The following is a 19,973-nucleotide window of genomic DNA, read 5'->3' on the forward strand; positions in this document are numbered from 1 at the left end:
CGATTAATTCTCCTTGGGGTCATTCAACAGGGAGGATTCGGCCTTCTCAGCCGAGTTCTGGCGCGCGGCAAACGCGTGAGCGCGCCCGTCGAGCCACGATTGCAAAATCGCCACGGCTGCAGCTTGATCGATCACAGCGCGGCCAGCCTTCTCCGACACACCGGAGGAACGCAAAGCGTTCGTGGCAGCCACCGTGGTCAAGCGTTCATCCGCGTAACGCACCGGGACATCACTGCGCCGGGAGATACGGAAACCGATCTCCTTGGCATGCTTCACACTGGCAGAGCCATTGCCCTTGAGGTCGCGCGGCAAACCGACGACAACTTCAACGGCCTCATACTCCTCAATGATTGCCAGCAGCCGCTCAATATCCTCACCATCACGGTCCTTGAAACCCGTCACGCGAGGCACAGTTTCCACCGGGGTGGCCAGAAGCCCGTCACGGTCGGATGAAGCCACACCGATGCGCACGGTGCCCACATCGATGCCGATGCGGCGGCCAGCTCCAGGATCATCAACCCCGGGGGTGTCCGGATGTACCTTCATCTGTTCGCGTAGACCTCAACTGTGTGTCGGATGGACGGCAGCTGTGTGTGCCTTCACTCACGGTAGTTGGTGAAGGCACCGCCACAGAACCGCTGCTGGGCGTGTCACGTAATCATTTCGTGACATTGACAGCACTCTAGCCGAAATCTGGCTCGATCCGGCTGGAGCCAGCTAGATCCGGCCGAGCTCCTCGCGCACAGCGTTGAATCCGGCATCGATGCCAGCTGCATCGGAACCAGAACCCTGGGCCAGGTCAGGCTTGCCGCCGCCCTTGCCGCCGATGTAGCCACCGAAGAGGCCAACGTAGGCACCGGACTTGATGCCCTTATCGACGGCCGCCGGGGTCGCTGCCACAACAAACGGAACCTTGCCGCCGTTGTCGGAGGCCAGCACGATGACCGCCGCGGTTTCACCGAAGCGACCACGCAGGTCCTGCGCCATGGTGCGCAGATCCCCACCGGCCACATCGTCCGGCAGCTTGACGCCCAGGAACTTCACGTCGCCGATGGTCTCAGCGTTGTTCAGCAGTTCACCGGTCTGGTTGGCCAGCTGCTGCTTGTGCAGGTTCTCAATTTCCTTCTCCGCGGCGCGCAGGCGTTCCGTCAGCGCAGCGATGCGCTCCGGCAGCTGATCAGACGGGGTCTTCATCTCCCCTGCCAGCGCGTTAGCAATGGCGGCTTCCTTGGAGAAGTAGGAGAAGGAATCCATGCCCGAGTACGCCTCAATACGGCGCGCGCCGGAACCAACGGAAGACTCACCCAACACGGCCACCGGGCCGATCTGGGAGGAGTGCTCCACGTGGGTACCACCGCACAGCTCAATGGAGAACGGGCCGCCGATCTCCACAACGCGGACCTCATCGCCGTAGTTCTCACCGAACAGCGCCATCGCACCCATCTCCTTGGCCTTCGCCAGGGAGGTCTCAAACGTATTCACGGCAAAGTCCGCATCCACGGCCTGGTTGGCAATGAGGGAGATCTCCTCCAACTGCGCCGGGGTGAGCTGCTCTGTGTAGTTGAAGTCAAAGCGCAGGTAGCCCGGCTTGTTCATGGAACCAGCCTGAACAGCGGTGGGGCCCAGCACCTGGCGCAGAGCAGCATGGATCAGGTGAGTTGCGGTGTGTGCCTGGCGTGCGCCGTGGCGCCACTTCGGATCCACCTCGGTGCGCACAACCTGGCCCACGTCAAGGCCGCCGGTTTCCACCGTTGCCTTGTGGACCCACAGCTTCTTGTTGCCCACCTTCTGCACATCGTGCACATTCAGCACGGTGTCGCCGATGACAATGCGGCCGCGGTCAGCCATCTGTCCGCCGCCCTCGGCGTACATCGGGGTGACATCCAGGATGACCTCAACCTCATCGCCCTGGGCAGCCTCACCGACCTTCTCGCCACCACGCACAAGGCCAAGGACCTTGGACTCATGGGTCAGCTCATCAAAGCCAACGAACTCGGTTGGGTGGGCATCGACCCACTCGCGGTACAGGGATTCGTCGATATTGCCGGTCTTCTTGGCCTTGCTGTCAGCCTTCGCGCGGTTGCGTTGCTCTTCCATCGCGGCATGGAATGCATCCATGTCCACATCCAGACCAGCCTCAGCCGCCATTTCCAGGGTGAGGTCGATGGGGAAACCGTACGTATCGTGCAGTTCGAATGCCTGCTCACCGGACAGAACAGCAGCACCGGATTCCTTCACGTGTGCGGCAGCTTCGTCAAAGCGGTGGGTGCCGGATTCCAGCGTCCTCAAAAACGCCTTCTCCTCCGCCACAGCGACGCGCAGGATGCGCTCACGGTTGTCAGCGATCTCCGGGAAGGACGGGGTCATCGTGTCCATGATGGTGTTCATGAACGACTCAATGGTGTGGCTCTGCGCACCCAGCAGGCGTGCAGAACGAATAATGCGGCGCAGCAGACGGCGCAGGATGTAGCCACGGCCCTCATTGGACGGGGTGACACCGTCCAAGATGATCATCATCGCGGTACGAGAGTGGTCAGCGATAACGCGGAAGCGAACGTCCGATTCCTGGCTCGCACCGTACTTCGTACCGGTGAGCTTCTCTGCCGTAGCGATCACCGGGGCGAGCAGGTCCGTCTCATAAACGTTGTCCACGCCCTGCAGGAGGCAAGCGAGGCGCTCAATGCCCAGACCTGTATCGATGTTCTTGTTCGGCAGCTCGCCGAGAATCTCAAAGCCACCCTTCTTATCGCCCTCACCGCGGATGGACTCCATGAACACGAGGTTCCAGATCTCCATGTAGCGGTTGTCATCGGCGATCGGGCCGCCCTCTTTACCGTGTTCAGGGCCACGGTCGTAGTAGATCTCGGAGCACGGACCACACGGACCAGGCACGCCCATGGACCAGAAGTTGTCCTCCATGCCCATGCGCTGAATGCGCTCAGCCGGCACGCCGACCTTCTTCTCCCAGATCTCCGCTGCCTCATCGTCCTCGGTGAACACGGTCACCCACAGACGCTCGGGGTCGAGCGCGAAGCCACCCTTATCCAGGGGCTTGGTCAGCAGGTCCCATGCCAAGGTGATGGCACCTTCCTTGAAGTACTGGCCAAAGGAGAAGTTACCTGCCATCTGGAAGAAGGTGTTGTGGCGGGTGGTAATACCAACTTCTTCAATATCCAGGGTGCGCACGCACTTCTGAATCGAGGTTGCGGTTCCGCTTTCAAAAGGCGGATTCTGCTGGCCCAGGAAGTAAGGCTTGAAGGGCACCATGCCGGCGTTGACAAACAGTAGCGTTGGGTCGTCCAAAATCAGCGATGCGCTGGGCACGGGCACGTGGCCCGCATCGACGAAGTGCTGTGTGAACCGGTCGCGGATCTCATGAGTTTGCACGAAAGAATCCTTACAAGATGCAATGAACGTTGAAACGTTGGTCAGGGCAAAACTTAACGGGCATCACCTTACCCGCTTGAAGCAAAATGCTTATGCGCGGCTACTGGCTTGGCCCTTCCCCGCGCACCATTTGGCGCAGGCGTTCGGCGTATTCACTGATGCGTTTTTCCGCGCCATGGTTGGTTGGGACGTAGTAGCGGGCATCATCCAACCCCTCCGGAATATAGCGTTGCTGCACTACACCGCGGGGATTGTCGTGGGGGTACACATAACCGACGGCGTTGCCCACGGCTTTGGCTCCCTCATAATGCCCGTCGCGCAGATGCGGCGGAACAGTCCCGGCATGGCCCTTGCGAATGTCAGCGAGTGCCGCATCAATCGCGGCGTACACGGAATTGGACTTCGGCGCAGTAGCAAGGTGGATAGTCGCCTGCGCCAGAGGCAGGCGTCCTTCCGGCATGCCGATGAACTGCACGGCATTAGCCGCGGCCGTGGCAACCTGCAGTGCGGTGGGATCCGCCATGCCAATGTCCTCGGAAGCATGGATCACCAGACGTCGCGCGATGAATCGCGGGTCCTCCCCTGCCTCAATCATGCGGGCCAAGTAATGCAGCGCCGCATCAACATCAGATCCGCGGATGGATTTGATGAAGGCGGAGATCACGTCATAGTGCTGGTCCCCGTCGCGGTCATAGCGCACCACAGCACGGTCAACGCTGCGCTCAATCACCTCGGTGGTGATTCTGCCGTTCTCCGCCCCCTCAGCGGCTGCTTCCAAGTACGTCAGCGCCCGCCGGGCATCGCCGCCGGCGAGGAGGACGAGTTGGTCCCGGGCGTCGTCGTCAAGCTCAATTGCCCCCTTCAGCCCGCGCTCATCCGCAACGGCACGCTCAAGCACGGTGGCAATATCCGCGTCAGAAAGCGATTCCAAGCGCAGGAGCAGCGAGCGTGAGAGCAATGGGGCAACCACGCTAAACGACGGATTCTCCGTCGTCGCGGCAACCAACAGAACCGTTCGGTTCTCCACCGCGGCAAGGAGAGCGTCCTGCTGCGTTTTGGAAAAGCGGTGCACCTCATCGATGAACAGGACCGTGTGCTGGCCACGCACGAGATCGCGGCGGGCCGCGTCAAGTACCTCGCGGACCTGCTTGACGCCGGAGGACAGCGCGGACAGGCCAACAAAGTTCTGGCCCATCGCCTGTGCAATGAGCGAAGCGATCGTGGTCTTGCCCGTGCCCGGCGGACCATAGAGAATCACCGACGCGTCGCCCGAACCCTCCACGAGTCGACGCAATGGACGGCCAGGTCCGAGCAAATGCTGTTGACCGACGAGCTCATCCAAGTTGCGCGGGCGCATACGCGCGGCCAGCGGAGCTGAGGCGCCGGCTTCGAAGAACGCAACGCCGCGTGGTGCGGTTGATGCTGAATCCGCCGAGTCCGAAAACAACCCGCCTTGTGTCACGCCAATCGCTCCGTAACGGACGCAGCGAAGGAAGAAATCTGCGCGTAAGCCGGTTCCGTGCCGGTCGCCGCGTAGCGTGCCAGCGCGTCAAAGGTTCCGGCTACATCCCGGCGGATGGCGATCTCTTCCGGGGTGAAATCCTGGCGCGCAGACGAGCGCAGAATCTGTGCCCCACGTTCGACGTCCTCCTCACGAATCTGCGGGTCAAACAGGTCTGCATCATCGCCCATCTGCGCGTCCGCATCCACGGTCCACCCGCCCTTGCCGTAGCGAGTACCAGACAACGTGTCATCACCATCGGCGTACAAGATGGACACGCTGAAAAATGCCCACCCGATGAGGGAGGCGGTAATACGTGCTTGCAACGTGTCGGGGTTATTCACCGACGGCCATGCGCCGCCAACCTCAGCTGACCATGCCTCGACGAAGACCTTCACTTCCTCGTCGCTCAGCGGACTCGCGGTGATGTACTGCGGGAATCCCGCGATCACACCGGCGACATCAAACATGACATCGCGGAAGCCCGCCCACTCATAGTCGAGGAACTGCGTGCGATCAGCGAAAAGAATGTTGTCCGGCGACAGATCGAAAGGCGTGAAAGCCCGCGACCCGCCATGCAGCATGCGCACCTGCACCGTATCGGCAATCGCTTCCACGTCTTTCGGCACATCAATGCCGGCACGACGCACGATCTCCAGGCCTTCAAGAATGCGGTTTTCCAGCAGTGCTTCACGCATGAGCTGGACTTCACGCGCACCCTCGACGTTCTTCACCATGCGCGCGAGCAGGATGTTGAAGCTGGTCTCCGCACCCGCGGTCGCCGCATGCATTTTGCCTAACGACGTTCCCAGGTTTCGCAACAACCGCACCCGCTGTTCCTCATCCGAGGTTTCCAACAGCGTGGCCAACGTGTCGCCATTGCCGGAATCAGACAAAATGATCGCCCGTTTGTCGAGGTCATAGCCCAACATCACCGGGCCTGGGCGCACGTCCTCACTGAGCGATGTTGTGAACTGGTAGGCCACAACCTCACGCACAAAAGCAGCATCATCGATCGGATCGCCGGTGCGCGGTGAGTACTTCACTACCACCGAGCGATACGTAAAGAGCGGATTGTTGGTCACGCGCAAACGCAGCACAGTCGTGTTGCCGGTGCCGGAGAGTTCCTCCGGATCCGTCAACTCCTGCTGCCCGCCGTAGCGATGGTTCAGCATCCCTTCGGCCAGCTCAATAATCTGTTCGTGATTCAACATGGTTTTCTACCGCCTACCAGCATGATGCTGCTACGCGCTGTGAGGACTAGTTTGCCTTCTCAGCCTTCTGAGCCTCCGGCTTGAAGTCGACGCCAGTTTCCTTGCGCTGTGCAGCCGGAATCGGTGCCGGGGCATCCGTCAACGGATCAACGCCGCCACCAGACTTCGGGAAGGCAATGACGTCGCGGATGGAGTCAAAGCCGCCGAGCAGGGACACGATGCGGTCCCAGCCGAAAGCAAGGCCACCGTGTGGCGGTGCGCCGAAGGAGAATGCGTCAAGCAGGAAGCCGAACTTCTCCTGAGCCTCTTCCTCGGTGATGCCCATGACATCAAACACGCGCTTCTGCACGTCCTGGTTGTGGATACGGATGGAGCCGCCACCGATCTCATTGCCGTTGCAGACAATGTCGTAGGCGTACGCCAGTGCCTCGCCCGGCTCCTTGTCAAAGGTGTCCAGGTACTCCGGCTTCGGGGAGGTGAATGCGTGGTGCACAGCGGTCCACTGGGAGTGGCCCAGAGCAACATCACCGGAAGCGGTTGCGTCAGCTGCCGGCTCAAACATCGGCGCATCGACGACCCAGGTGAATGCCCAGTCGCCTTCCTTGATCAGGCCGAGCTTGTTAGCAATCTCACCACGGGCCGCACCCAGCAGTGCGCGGGAAGCCTTCGTCTCGCCAGCGGCGAAGAAGATGCAGTCACCGGGCTTCGCACCAACGTGCGCAGCAATGCCCGCCTTCTCCTCATCCGTGATGTTCTTGGCCACCGGGCCGGCGAGCTCGCCGTCTTCCTGCACGAGGATGTATGCCAGGCCCTTGGCACCACGCTGCTTCGCCCACTCCTGCCATGCATCGAGCTGACGACGCGGCTGGGAAGCACCGCCTTCCATCACAACGGCACCAACGTACTCGTTCTGGAAGACGCGGAAGGTCGTGTCCTTGAAGAACTCGGTGCAGTCCACCAGCTCAATATCGAAGCGCAGGTCCGGCTTATCAGAGCCGTACTTCTCCATCGCTTCCTTGTAGGTCATGCGCGGGATCGGCGTAGTGATCTCGTAACCGATGAGCTTCCACAGCTCCACCAGAATCTCTTCGGCGAGCTCAATAATGTCGTCCTGGTCGACGAAGCTGGCCTCAATATCCAGCTGAGTGAACTCCGGCTGACGGTCCGCACGGAAGTCCTCATCGCGGTAGCAGCGAGCGATCTGGAAGTAACGCTCCATGCCTGCCACCATGAGCAGCTGCTTGAACAGCTGCGGGGACTGCGGCAGCGCGTACCAGGAACCCGGGCGCAGACGCGCCGGTACCAGGAAGTCACGTGCACCCTCCGGGGTAGAACGCGTCAACGTCGGCGTTTCAATCTCCACGAACTCATGCTTAGCCAGCACATCGCGCGCTGCCTTGTTCGCAGCGGAACGCAGACGCAGTGCGTTCGCCTGACGCTCACGGCGCAGGTCCAGGTAGCGGTAACGCAGACGCGTCTCCTCGCTCACCTCGTTGTTGGAGAAGTCCTCCACCTGGAACGGCAGCGGTGCCGCGGTAGACAGAACCTCAAGCTCGGTCGCGTTGACCTCAATCTCACCGGAAGCGAGGTTCGGGTTCGCGGAACCTTCCGGACGCGGCTCAACCACGCCGGTGACCTTCACGCAGAACTCACTGCGCAAATCGTGCGCAGCTTCTGCAACGTCGGATTCACGGAAGACCACCTGGGCGTAACCCGAACGGTCACGCAGGTCGATGAAGATCACACCGCCGTGGTCGCGGCGGCGGCCAACCCAGCCAGTGAGAGTAACGGTTTGGCCATCCATTTCTTTGCGGAGATCCCCCGCGAGGTGAGTGCGCAGCACGGTGCAGTCCACGTCCTTCCACGTGTCGCCTAATAATCTTTAACTCACGCGATTCTACCGAATGGCAATCTGAGCATCAGACCACCTCCACCTTCACAGCTGTTCCCACGGAAGCCCCTGAACATATGGCATGATTTGGCCATGACTTTCAAAAGCGGTGTCCGTCCATCCGGCAAAGGCGTAAGCACCTCTGGCGGCTCTCGTCGCGGTGGTGGCATGCCCGTCATGATCGGCGGCGGTGGCGTGGGCACCTTGCTCCTCATCGGCCTGTTCGTTCTTCTTGGCGGTGACATCGGCAGTCTTGGCGGCGGGACATCGCAGCAGAACCAGAGCCAGAACGCACCGGAAGGTTTCGACCTTGCTCAGTGCAATGTCGAAGGGGCTGTCAATGAGATCGCGGAGTGCCGTGCGGCAGCTACTGCTGATTCTTTGAATGCTCTGTGGCCAAGTGTCCTGGCTGAGCAGGCGGGTCTGGACTACTCCATGCCGAACCTGCGGATGTTCCAGGGCAATGTTCAAACCGGTTGTGGTTTTGCTTCTTCTGATACGGGCCCGTTCTACTGCCCGCGGGACAAGACGGTGTACGTGGATGTGACGTTCTACGATCAGCTCGAGCGCCTCGGCGGTAGTGACGGCTCCTTGTCCCAGATGTACGTGGTTGCCCACGAATGGGGCCACCACATCCAGAACCTCGAGGGCACGCTCGGTTTGAGTGATTACAACAACCCGGGTGAGGATTCTGCTGCAGTGGCCATTGAGCTCCAGGCTGACTGCTACGCCGGTGTGTGGGCGTCTCGTGCAGACAAGGGCGCGGATGCGATGCTCGAGCCGATCACGAAGGAGCAGGTCATGCAGGCTGTTCAGACCGCCCGCGCGATTGGTGATGACCATATTCAGGAACGTTCCGGCCGCGAGGTCAACCCTGATGCGTGGACCCACGGTTCGTCTGAGCAGCGTCAGCAGTCGTTCCTCGCCGGCTACACCAGCGGCCAGATGAAGGCTTGCGACACCTTGAACCGCGGTGTGTATAACTAATGAGTGAGCCGTACACCAACCGAGCTGTCCCCTTCCTCGCGGCATTCAATGACATCGAGGCGTTTCTGCGTAATGCACTTGATGCGAAGAAAACGGACAGCTTCAACTGGATGGTGTCCAAAGCTGAACGCAACCACGTTCTCACCCCAGCGCAAGCGAATGACTTGAAAGAATTCGCCGGCCTGCGCAACGCGATCAGCCATGGCGAGTATCAGAACTACCGCCCCATCGCGGAACCACTGCCGGAGACTGTTGAGGAAATTGAGCACATCCGGGACCAGCTCCTCCACCCGCCTGTAGCGATGGATGTGATTGGTCACCAGAAGGTGATCACCTTTGGTCCCGATGATGATGTGAATGTGGCTTTGCGGGCTATCCGGGATACGGGGATTTCCCAGTTCCCTATTTACGAAGGCAAGCAGTTCGTGGGAATGTTAACCACCAACACCATTGCGCGTTGGCTGGCCAGTGAGATCAACGACGATGACACTCTCAACCACAAAGACATCCGGCATGTTCTCACGTTCAATGAACGTAAAGACCAAGCGGTGTTTCTCCCCCGCGAGGCGTCTGCCACTGAAGTGATCGCCGCACTGACATCCCCCGCGGTACATCACACGCTGCCACGACTGGTCATCATCACGGAACACGGCCACAACAATCAGCAGCCGTTGTGCGTGATCACTCCGTCGAATCTGCCCGCGCTTTTCGACGCGTTGTAGGGGCTACTCCCCCAACTCCTGCCCTAACGGCAACGCCAGGATCAGACGGATCAGATAGATCGCGACAGCCGGGAGAACGAAGAACACAAGCGGGATAGACACCGCCACGGGCAGTTTCACCACAGCGATGACCGCTGCGACGAGAACTGCCACTGCAGCCACCGTGTACCCCAAGTATCGGAACGTGCACTGCACTGCCGTAGCACTGATCCGGGTCATGGTCCGTCCCGCGTTGTCCTCTTTAGGCTCGCCCTGATGGAGCGACGCCAACGCGAAGAACCACACGCTGATACCCGCGATGATGAACGCACCAGCGAGCGCCAACCCTTGAATGATGGTCAGCGCAACACCACTGACTCCAGCCTGAAAGACGACGAACTGTTGGTAGACCAAAAGCAGGCAGGCAGCAACGAGGCCGAGCCAATACAGCGTGGATGCCTTCCACTCCACGGTCAGTTGGCGGATGAAGGCCAGCCCATAGCGGGAGCCTTTGCCTTGCACCATGTCGCCGATGACAACGTTGGCAGAACGAAGCGCCGCCCCGCCTGTGACAACAGGCAGGGACGTGACCACCAGCAACATGTTCACGATGACGATGTCGGCGAACAGGTTGAAGGCGGCCATGAACTTCGAGTCCGGGTGAAAGGCCTGCATTGTTAAACCGTCGGCCTAGCCCTTCACAGCGCCGGCAGCGACACCTTCGATGATGTGCTTCTGCGCAGAGACGTAGAAGATGATGATTGGCGTGATAGCCAGCACCAGCATGGCCATCATCGCACCCAAGTCACGGTCACCCTGGGAGCCGATGAACTGCTGAATGACCACCGGGATGGTGCGGTACGGCGTGGACAAACCAATAACCAGGTACGGCAGCAGGTAGTCATTCCAGATCCACATGGCGTTCAGGATGGCCACGGTGATCGCCGTGGGCTTGAGCATCGGCATAACCACGCGGAAGAAGGTGGACAGGGGTGTGCAGCCGTCAATAACCGCTGCTTCCTCGATCTCCAGCGGGATGGATTTGATGAAGCCGGAGAACATGAACACAGACAAACCTGCGCCGAAGCCCAAGTACAGAACAACCATGCCCAGCGGGTTAGCCAAACCCAGGCGGTCCGCAATGACCACCGTGGGGAACATAACCATCTGGAACGGAATGACCATGGAGAACACGAAGGTGTAGTACAGGGCGCTCGTCCACCACGTCTTCACACGGGTGATGTAGTACGCGGTCATGGCGGAGAAGAACACGATGACAACAACCGAGCTGATCGTGATCACAAACGACCACACGATGGCCCAGCCAAAGCCTTCGCCTTGGACACCAGTGATGTAGTTGGTCAACCCAGCCCACAGCTCACCCACCGGCAAGGCAAACGGATTCGTCGAAATGGCGAAGCGATCCTTGAAGGAGTTGAGCAGGATGAAGAAGATTGGGCCCAAGAACACGACGGTGAGGAAGATCAGCACCGCATAAATCAGACCCTTCGCGCCACTCGGCACGGTGGATGCATCGCCGGAAGCAGCCTTGGTGCGCTTCGCAGGTTTCGCATTGTTGGGAGTAGAAATACTGGTTGTCATGATTTAGGCCTCCACTTCGCGGCTGCGCGTTGCACGGAGCTGGAACATGGCGATGACCACGACAACGACGACGAAGATAACCGCCTTCGCCTGGCCGACGCCTTCCGCGCCCACTCGATTGAACATGGTTTTAACGATGTTGAGGGCGACCATCTCCGTCGACCCACCAGGGGCGCCATCCGTGAGTGCCAAGTTCTGGTCGTAGACCTTGAACGTGTTGGACAAGGTCAGGAACAGACAGATCGTGATAGACGGCATCATCAGCGGAATGGTCACGTGCCACAGCTGCTGCCACTTGGACACACCATCCAGCTCCGCCGCCTCGATTAGCTCCGGCGGAACATTCTGCAGACCAGCGATGTAAATGATCATCATGTAACCGATCAGCTGCCAGTTCATCAGGATGATCAAGCCGGCGTAGCCGAACCGCCAGTCCGCAGAAATCGTCGTCTCATAATTGGCCAGCACCGCGTTGATCATCGACTGCCAGGTGTAACCCAGCACGATGCCGCCGATCAGGTTCGGCATGAAGAACACGGTGCGGAAGAAGTTCGTGCCACGCAGTTTGCGCGTCAGCGTCCACGCCACAGCGAACGCAATGATGTTCACCGTGATGATGGACACCACCGCCACAGCGACCGTGAACAGCAAGGCGGAAACAAAGCCTTCACGCTCACTGAACACGCGGGCGTAGTTGTCTAGTCCGACCCAGGTTGCATCCGTAATCGTCGTAAAGCTCGTGAATGAAAGAGCTGTGCCGACGAGGAACGGAACAAAGAACGCGATGCCAAACGCAAGGAGTGTTGGCAACACAAAGATGGGGAAATATTTCTTCAGTGTTTCTTGCATGATGTGACCTCTTGCTTGCTCCCGATACGCCTAGTCCAGCAACGCGATCTGATTAGCCATCTCGAACTTCCAATCCGCCTTGAGCCTGCTCACCACATCTTCCCACGACATATTGCCGATGGCGTACTGGGCAATATTCTGGCCAAACAGGTCACGGAACTGCTGGTTCGGTGAGAACTGGAAGTCCCACGGCAAAGCCTCCACCGAATCATCATTCAGTGCTTCCTGGACTTGGCGTGCCAGCGGATCATCCGGAACATCTTCCGTGTCGTAATTCTCAAACGGTGCGATGAAGCCCAGCTCATTAACCACGAGCTCCTTGCCGCGCTCCGACAGGAACAGCCACTTGAGGAAGTCGCGGGTAGCCTTCTGGTCTTCCTCGCTGGCCTTGTTGTTCACGCAGAGGAAGTTCTCCGTCCCCACGTTGATGCCCACGTTTTCTTCATTGGGCAGCCCCATGTACATGGGCATGAACTTGATCTTGTCTTCCTTGACCACGTTGCCGGACTCGCTGGAAATCTGGCTCCATGCCCAGTTACCGTTCTGGACCATCGCGGCCTTGCCGGTAGCAAATTCCGCCATGGAATCAGACACCGCACGTGCTGGTGCGAGGCTCGGCTTCACCGTGGAATTCTGCAGGTACAGGTCAAACAGGTTGCGGTAGTTGTCGCCATAGAGGAATTCCATGTCCTCCATGTCCTTAAACTCCTGGATGTTCCGGTCCTCGATCTCATAGTGGATGGGGCCGTTCATCAGGTGGTTCGTCCAGCGCCACTCCTCACCCGCGGCAAGCGACGTCGCCGCAAAGGCACCGTTGATTCCCAACTCGTCCTTGCGGGCCTGCATATCTTCTGCGAGCGCCTTCAGGTCCTTGAAGGACTTCACCGAGTCCATCGAAGTGACCTTCGCGCCCGGCAGCGCGAAGTAGGCGTCGAGGATCTCTTCGTTGTAAAGAATGCCGAAGCCCTCCATCGCGAAAGGCACACCGACGACCTTGCTCTCCTTGTCCGTGATCGGCTGGGCATCATCTTGCAGCGCCTCAGTGATCTCATAATCAGACATATCGGCCAGATAGTTCTTCCAAATGCCGTAGCCTTCCTGCCCGTTAATTTGGAACAGGGTCGGCGCATTGGACTTAGCCATCTCCGCCTTCAGCGTCTGCATGTACGAACCAGATGCGGCAGTAACCACCTTCACCGGAATACCGGTCTCCTCGGTGTACTCCTTTGCAATCAGCTCAAATGTCTTGGACTGCTCCGGCTTGAAATTCAGGTAGTACACGCTTGGGCCATTGTTTTGACCACAAGCGGCAAGACCAAAGGCACTCAACCCGATGGTGGCTAGGACAGCCACTGTGCGTGTGGAGTGTTTCATTGCATGAACCTCGCTCTTCGTGGGGATCTGTGTTTTCATCGTGTGTTTTTCGTTTTAAGAACTATCTGGGATATCTGGATCGTCCAGATCATCCGGATCATCCGGCTCGTCCGGATCATCTGGGTGGAGCGCGGTGTAGATCCGCGCTTCATCGGGGCGAGCCGGCAAGATTGTGTCGAAATAGGATTTAGCGGCTTCTTCCAGGGAGACGTAGCGCTTCTCGTTTTCAGAGATGAACCAGCGGTGATCCAGAATCTCGTGAAACACCTGGGCCGGTTCCAGCTTGGTGCGCAGTGACGCGGGGGTGAGAGCTACCACTGGCTCATACCTATTCACCAGCCAATCCAGGGCCACGTCCTCCAGCGAATGCGTGTCGCTGTGGTGCAGCGCTCGGTAGACCTCCATCTCGCTCAACAAACGCTGCGCCTGGCGGTCCTGCACGTCAAGGCCAGTGAGCTTCTTCAGCTTACGGCTGTGGAAACCGGTAGAAAACACCGAAGGCTCAATGCTCACCCGGTACACATCAACGGTAGAACCGTCTTCTGCCCTGCGGGTCGTCTCGTGAGTGATCTGTGTTTCCCCAATATCGAAGCCCAGGGAATTGATCTTCTCAATGTGTTCCGCGATCTGTTTGAAAGCGTCGCCTTCAACGACAAGCTCTTCTGTCATCAGGCCCCACAGTTCGTGGTACATCGCGTCGACGGCGTTGCCGAGGGCGATGACGTCCACGTCACCGTCGATAAGCCCACCCGCCTGCAGGTCCATGAGCTCGCCGATGATGTTGACGCGGGCCACCTCGACGTCGTAAAGCCTCCGCCCTTCGGACAGCGGTGCGTGGAACTCCCCTGTCTCCGCGTCCACGAGGTACGCCGAGAACGCATCCGCATCACGGCGGAACAGCGTGTTGGACAGGGACACATCGCCCCAATAGAAATTGGCCAGGTGCAGCCGGACCAGGAGAACCGCGAGCGCGCGGATGAGCTTGTTCACCGTGGCTGGCGACAGGGAGCGACTGAACACATCGCGGTAGGGCAAGGAGAACTCGAGGTGCTCCGTGACCAAGCAGGGAGTGAGCTCCTCCGCGCGAGCATCATTCGTCCGCTGGGCGATCACAGCTACCGGCTTCACGCAGGGAATATCCAATTCCCGCAGGCGCTTGAGCGTGCGGTATTCGTGGTACGCCACGGTCTCCCCGATCTCCTTAACGGCAAGCACCATGCCGCCAGCGGAGATCAAACGGACAGTGTGCCGCGAAATACCCCGCGGGAATGCGGAGAGCAGCTCGCTCGGCCAGTCCGCGAGCGGGATCGCCCAGGGCAGGCCTAACAGCACTTTGGCGTAGGCCGGCGACTGAACGCTCATTCTCTCGGACATGGCATCACTTTCGCGGCGAGTGTGATCGGGGTGCTAGATGCGCTTCCCGGTCGATTTGGAGAAGGCGTGGAGGCCGCCTTCATTGATGGTCACGTGGATAACGTCACCCTTCTTGTAACCCGACATCGGGGCCACACGAACAACGATCTGGCCTGCAGCAGCATCATCGCTGCCCTCCTCACGCCACTGACCGCCAACCAGGCTGCCGTAGACGTAAGAATCAGAACCGAGCTCCTCAGTGAAGTCCACTTCCACCGGCACGGTGTGCTGGGTGCTGGAATCAACCACCGTCAGAGCCTCCGGGCGGAAGCCGAGGATGATCTGGTTGTTGTCCTCAGCCGTCATCGCCGCAACATGCTCTTCTGCAAGCGGGATGGAGGCTTCACCCAAGGTGGCTACGTTGCCCTCGACGTTGAAGGTGGACAGGTTCATCGCCGGGGAGCCGATGAAGCCCGCAACGAAGACGTTCTGCGGCTGTTCGTACAGCTCACGCGGGGTGCCTACCTGCTGCAACACACCAAAGTTGAGCACCGCGATGCGGTCACCCATCGTCAGTGCCTCAGTCTGGTCGTGGGTGACGTAGATTGTGGTCACGCCCATGCGGCGCTGCAGGCTGGCAATCTGCGTACGCGTTTGCACACGCAGCTTCGCATCCAGGTTGGACAGCGGCTCATCCATGAGGAAGACCTGCGGCTCACGCACAATCGCGCGGCCCATGGCCACACGCTGACGCTGACCACCTGACAGAGCCTTCGGCTTGCGGTCGAGGTACTCCGTCAGATCCAGAGTCTTCGCCGCTTCCTCAACACGCCGGTTGATCTCATCCTTATCCATCCCGGCGATCTTCAGCGCAAAGCCCATGTTCTCGCGCACAGTCATGTGCGGGTACAGCGCGTAGTTCTGGAAGACCATCGCGATATCGCGGTCCTTCGGGGAAACATCCGTGACATCACGGTCCCCAATGAAAATGCGGCCCTCGTTCGTCTCCTCCAGGCCCGCGAGCATGCGCAGTGCTGTGGACTTACCAGAGCCAGACGGCCCGACGAGCACAAGAAACTCACCGTCGGCGATCTCAAGATCAAGCTTATCGACGCTCGGCTTCGTCGCCTTCGGATAAATCCTCGTCGCCTTGTCGTAGGTCACTGTAGCCATGTGTATCTCCTCTAGTGGGTGGCACAAACCTGTCCGTAATGTGCGTTTCAAACCTATGTCCCAGACTAACACCACGGGCCCCTCCCACCAGGGTGCCTTGGTGACTAACTGTCGCGCGTCTTCATTCACGCCTAACCTCGTTGGCATGGCATCGCATCGTGTTAGTGTCATTGACCTTTTCAGCATTGGCATCGGTCCGTCGTCTTCACACACCGTGGGTCCGATGCGAGCAAGCGCCGCCTTCGTGGAAAAGCTCGGCCAACTTCCGGCAGAAGTCCATGTTGAACTGCGTGGTTCCCTCGCTGCCACCGGCGTGGGCCACGGTACTGACCGCGCTGTCCTGCTGGGGCTGGTGGGTTACACTCCGCTGACAACCGATCAAACCGTGGAACCCACACCCGGCACACCGATTCCTGCGAAGGGCACCATCAGTGGCCCTGACGGCAGCGTCGTTTACGAGCTCAGGTTCAACCCCAAACCCGTCGAAGAGCACCCAAACTGCCTCATTTACGACGCGTGGGACGCTCACGGCACCCGCCTGGCCAGCCGCACCGAGTACTACTCCGTCGGCGGCGGCTTCATCATGGATCGCGCAGCCATGAAGGAAGCAGCGGGCGAAGGCGCAAGTTCCGGTATCGCCGCGGCCACTGCCGTTGCTGAGGCCGAAGAGAAGCAGACTGATTCCCAGCCCGATGGGCTCTATGCCTTCAATTCCTCCGCGGACCTCCTCGACGTATGTGACAGCACGGGCCTCACCATCGCTGAGGTCATCGCTCACAATGAGACCATCACCCACGGTGAAACCGAGTACACCGCTCACCTGGACAGCGTCTGGTCTGCCATGCAGGACTGCGTGAAAAACGGGATCTCCACCGAAGGCACTCTCCCCGGTGGTCTGAACGTCCGCCGCCGTGCCCCTCGCATGTACGCACTCCTGACGAGCGAGCAGAAGCGCCACAACTCTGAAGGTCTGGACGCCATGGAGTGGGTCAACCTCTACGCCTTGGCCGTCAATGAGGAAAACGCCGCCCACGGCCGAGTTGTCACCGCCCCCACCAACGGCGCCGCCGGCATCATCCCGGCTGTCATGCACTACTGCCGCGACTTCACCGCGGACTTCTCCCCTGCCCGCGCCCGCGAATTCCTCCTCACCGCCGGCGCAATCGGCTCCATCGTCAAAACCAACGCATCCATCTCCGGCGCGGAGGTCGGCTGCCAAGGCGAAGTTGGTTCCGCTTCTGCCATGGCTGCGGCCGGCATGTGCGCCATCCTTGGCGGCACGCCTGCTCAGGTTGAAAACGCCGCGGAGATCGCCCTTGAGCACAACCTTGGTCTCACCTGCGATCCCGTCGGCGGCCTCGTCCAAGTCCCCTGCATCGAACGCAACGCCATCGGCGCCGTGAAAGCTATCAACGCAGCACGCCTAGCAAAATGGGGCGATGGCACCAACATCGTCACGCTTGACGACGCAATCGAGACCATGGCCGCCACCGGCCGCGACATGATGACCAAGTACAAGGAAACATCCGTCGGCGGTCTTGCTGTGCAGCTGGGATTCCCGGTGAGCATCACCGAGTGCTAGAAGTTTTGCCCTTTCAGAGCAACGGATCCATATTGAGATAGTCCCGCCGGAACTCCGGCCGAATACGCTTTTCGATCAGAGCATAGAGTTCCGCAGCGCCATCCGCCGTGAACGGAACAATGACGTCAGCTCCATCCCGCTCACCAAACCCATACACAATTCGGTCGTTGACCAAATCAATTGCGAGAATCGGGTGTTGGTTGTCCATCTGCATAATCTCCGCTTCCCTCAGCGTCCCAACGCTAAAGATCTGCGCACTGCTGATGTTCGTTGTGGAAAACGCCCCTTCAAACATGACGCCGCTTTCTTTAGTCAGCAGAAGCCGTAGCAGAGCAGTAAAACCCCAGTCCGCTCGCGTATCCGCGATAGAACCCCTAGCTATAGTCGCCAGCGCTTTCAACTGTGGATCAAGCCCACCCCAGTGCGAGTACAAGTTGATCCCGTTGTATCCGCCAGATTCGTTTCTGGATTGAATGATGTTGATGTTTGAGCGATCGCCCATGATCTCCCCCTTTGATCTATGAACATCACTTTGATTCATACCAGACGAAGCCCCACTGCGTTTTAGGTTTCAAGGAGTTGCCTTAGATCCTCCGTTGCTGCCTCAAATCGCTCGGTCATCATTGCTGCGCTATAAGCGTCTGCTCCATGTGCGATCGCGCGGGATTCCGCCTTCGCAAGAATGCCGACCAATGATTCAAGCCATCCACGCTGTTCCACCAGAGAAACATCAAATAGGTCGAGGACAGCGGCATCAACGAAGTCCTTGAGCGATACATCAAAGACACCATCAAGCCCCAGCTCATGTTCCGAACCGTGGGCGACCGGCGTCGGGTTCACATCGAAAGCTGGGGAAAGCACCCATGCCCCGTTCTTCCGAAGAAACCCATGATTACGAAGATGATCGTCTACGTTGCCGATCAATACTCCAAAAACTGCTCGTCGCCACAGCTTCTTAGTATCCGCTCCATGCGTATGCGCCCACTCCACGAGGTCCACCCAATCCCCACCAGAACCATCTTGGGCTTCAAGCGCCGTCATTGCTGACATGTAGGGGATGCGCGCATTGCTGGAGGTCCTATCAAATCGTCGCAGGAAAAGCACTGTCCTGTCTTCACCAGCAACGGTAAAGGTCTTGGTTTCGTGGGGCGTAACCTGAATAGCGGCCTGCTCCATGAGATCCAGAGTCGCTGCTTCCCACGCAATCACGTTCCATTCATCGCCAACAGGTTTTGGAAACTTAGCTAGCCACAGCGAGCCTCCACGATCCACATTCGCTTTAGGCCGGGCACCGCCCAACGAGCCCGTTGCACGAAACAAACGGCGAATCTGACGATCACTAATATCCATCTCTCCGCGTTGCACTTGGTCTGCAGTACGAATGACCTCGGAGAGCTCATGTTCACCTGGAACGCCTTCGCCATCCGCCACCGCGATCCCCTCACTCCAAAACCGCGTTGCTCCCTGTCTACCGTTGTCGTTCACGCCGAGCAGCAAAGAGATCTCATCGAGCTGGCGTCCGGCTGCACGGTTAAGAACTTTTCGCCCCCATGTATCCGGAGCCGAATCACTGAAAGGATTAGCCGGGAAGACGGATTGAGGCCCACCGAAAAGCGGCAAAGACGGCGCAAGTGCAAAAGCATCCGAGCGCTCAAGGTACGAGTCCGCGTACGCGAAAGCAGCTGATGCCCTCGTACGGTAAATATGCCCCGCAAGGACATCTACGCCGCCCAGCACAGTCGTTACAGCAATCTTGTCGCCTGCCATCACCCCTCCTTAATCCTCAAACTTCGCCACGCGTACCCGCTCCGGGAGCTGCTCCATAGCGCGGAGGCGCCCGACATCTGTCTCGTACGGATCAGTGGCAGTGACCACGTAATCGAGCATCCCCAACACATGCAGCACAGACAACGTCGCGTCAAGCCCAACGCCCTGCCCGTTTTCAAGATTCCGCAGTGTGGTTTCAGAAATACGAGAGCGATCGGCGACCATCTTCATGGTCAAGCCGAGCAGCTTGCGTTGGTTCCGAATGTTCTCCCCAATCGTGCGCATTCCACGACGGATCGGTGTTGGCGTGTATCTCACACGACCTACTTTAGCCATAGTTTTCTACGGACCAAACCCTTTAACCCGTAGATTTCTAGGGGTTAGTGTCGCCCCAAGGCACACTGTCCCCTTTTCGCCCCAAAGAGACAGGGCACTCCCCTCTTCCTTCCGGATTAAATGACAAAGCCTGCCGCCCCCCTGACCCTACTCAGCCCCTGTACGCTCACCCCGCGTACTTCTGTGTAAAATTTTACATTGCTCCGGTAACTATCAAATGGTAGAAATTTTCTACCAGGGGCTTTACCCGAGCTGA

The 19,973-nt window shown here is 59.1% G+C and carries 17 protein-coding genes; 3 read left to right on the plus strand and 14 right to left on the minus strand.

What is annotated here, in order from left to right; all coding sequences use genetic code 11:
* Positions 1-3: 3 nt before the first annotated feature.
* The 5 genes from ruvX to aspS form a co-directional block, all read right to left on the minus strand.
* Complete coding sequence (gene ruvX, locus L8U60_RS01340; protein WP_269964583.1) at positions 4-546, minus strand: Holliday junction resolvase RuvX; 543 nt, start codon at positions 544-546, stop codon at positions 4-6.
* 171 nt (positions 547-717) lie between these two features.
* Positions 718-3,387, minus strand: coding sequence for an alanine--tRNA ligase (alaS, locus tag L8U60_RS01345; protein ID WP_269964584.1), 2,670 nt, complete (start codon positions 3,385-3,387; stop codon positions 718-720).
* A 100-nt stretch (positions 3,388-3,487) separates the two neighbouring features.
* Complete coding sequence (locus tag L8U60_RS01350; protein ID WP_269964585.1) at positions 3,488-4,849, minus strand: replication-associated recombination protein A; 1,362 nt, start codon at positions 4,847-4,849, stop codon at positions 3,488-3,490.
* On the minus strand, positions 4,846-6,102 hold the full coding sequence (locus L8U60_RS01355; RefSeq protein ID WP_269964586.1) for a phosphotransferase family protein: 1,257 nt from the start codon (positions 6,100-6,102) through the stop codon (positions 4,846-4,848). The genes L8U60_RS01350 and L8U60_RS01355 overlap by 4 nt, the downstream gene beginning before the upstream one ends.
* 46 nt (positions 6,103-6,148) lie before the next feature.
* Positions 6,149-7,945 carry an aspartate--tRNA ligase gene (aspS, locus tag L8U60_RS01360; RefSeq protein ID WP_269964587.1) on the minus strand — a complete coding sequence of 599 codons (1,797 nt, stop codon included), beginning with the start codon at positions 7,943-7,945 and terminating at the stop codon, positions 6,149-6,151.
* Between the two features lie 141 nt (positions 7,946-8,086).
* On the opposite strand from aspS, the gene ypfJ reads away from it, so the two are divergent.
* Positions 8,087-8,980 (plus strand): KPN_02809 family neutral zinc metallopeptidase, encoded by an 894-nt coding sequence (gene ypfJ / locus L8U60_RS01365; protein ID WP_269964588.1) that lies wholly within the window; start codon positions 8,087-8,089, stop codon positions 8,978-8,980.
* Positions 8,980-9,702, plus strand: a complete 723-nt coding sequence (locus L8U60_RS01370; protein ID WP_269964589.1) for a CBS domain-containing protein — start codon at positions 8,980-8,982, stop codon at positions 9,700-9,702. The genes ypfJ and L8U60_RS01370 overlap by 1 nt, the downstream gene beginning before the upstream one ends.
* Before the next feature lie 3 nt (positions 9,703-9,705).
* Here the strand turns inward: L8U60_RS01370 and L8U60_RS01375 are convergent, their stop codons facing one another.
* The 6 genes from L8U60_RS01375 to L8U60_RS01400 are packed head-to-tail and all read right to left on the minus strand — an operon-like array spanning position 9,706 to position 16,032.
* Entirely contained in the window at positions 9,706-10,356 is a 651-nt protein-coding gene (locus L8U60_RS01375; protein ID WP_269964590.1) for a MusI family membrane protein, read from the minus strand.
* Between the two features lie 15 nt (positions 10,357-10,371).
* Positions 10,372-11,283, minus strand: coding sequence for a carbohydrate ABC transporter permease (locus tag L8U60_RS01380; RefSeq protein ID WP_269964591.1), 912 nt, complete (start codon positions 11,281-11,283; stop codon positions 10,372-10,374).
* 3 nt (positions 11,284-11,286) lie between these two features.
* Complete coding sequence (locus L8U60_RS01385; protein WP_269964592.1) at positions 11,287-12,132, minus strand: carbohydrate ABC transporter permease; 846 nt, start codon at positions 12,130-12,132, stop codon at positions 11,287-11,289.
* 30 nt (positions 12,133-12,162) lie between these two features.
* Positions 12,163-13,506 carry an ABC transporter substrate-binding protein gene (locus L8U60_RS01390; protein ID WP_269964593.1) on the minus strand — a complete coding sequence of 448 codons (1,344 nt, stop codon included), beginning with the start codon at positions 13,504-13,506 and terminating at the stop codon, positions 12,163-12,165.
* Between the two features lie 54 nt (positions 13,507-13,560).
* Positions 13,561-14,880, minus strand: a complete 1,320-nt coding sequence (locus tag L8U60_RS01395) for a DUF4032 domain-containing protein (RefSeq protein WP_269964594.1) — start codon at positions 14,878-14,880, stop codon at positions 13,561-13,563.
* A 33-nt stretch (positions 14,881-14,913) separates the two neighbouring features.
* The gene (locus L8U60_RS01400; RefSeq protein ID WP_269964595.1) at positions 14,914-16,032 is read right to left on the minus strand and encodes an ABC transporter ATP-binding protein; all 1,119 of its coding nucleotides are present in this window, start codon (positions 16,030-16,032) and stop codon (positions 14,914-14,916) included.
* Between the two features lie 145 nt (positions 16,033-16,177).
* On the opposite strand from L8U60_RS01400, the gene L8U60_RS01405 reads away from it, so the two are divergent.
* Entirely contained in the window at positions 16,178-17,614 is a 1,437-nt protein-coding gene (locus L8U60_RS01405; protein WP_269964596.1) for an L-serine ammonia-lyase, read from the plus strand.
* A 13-nt stretch (positions 17,615-17,627) separates the two neighbouring features.
* Here the strand turns inward: L8U60_RS01405 and L8U60_RS01410 are convergent, their stop codons facing one another.
* From L8U60_RS01410 to L8U60_RS01420, 3 genes are all read right to left on the minus strand, one after another.
* Positions 17,628-18,116 carry a hypothetical protein gene (locus L8U60_RS01410; RefSeq protein ID WP_269964597.1) on the minus strand — a complete coding sequence of 163 codons (489 nt, stop codon included), beginning with the start codon at positions 18,114-18,116 and terminating at the stop codon, positions 17,628-17,630.
* A 62-nt stretch (positions 18,117-18,178) separates the two neighbouring features.
* Positions 18,179-19,381 (minus strand): type II toxin-antitoxin system HipA family toxin, encoded by a 1,203-nt coding sequence (locus L8U60_RS01415; RefSeq protein WP_269964598.1) that lies wholly within the window; start codon positions 19,379-19,381, stop codon positions 18,179-18,181.
* A gap of 9 nt (positions 19,382-19,390) precedes the next feature.
* Entirely contained in the window at positions 19,391-19,699 is a 309-nt protein-coding gene (locus tag L8U60_RS01420; RefSeq protein ID WP_269964599.1) for a helix-turn-helix domain-containing protein, read from the minus strand.
* Positions 19,700-19,973: the final 274 nt, after the last annotated feature.

The organism is Corynebacterium meitnerae (assembly GCF_027570075.1).
Classification (GTDB): domain Bacteria; phylum Actinomycetota; class Actinomycetes; order Mycobacteriales; family Mycobacteriaceae; genus Corynebacterium; species Corynebacterium meitnerae.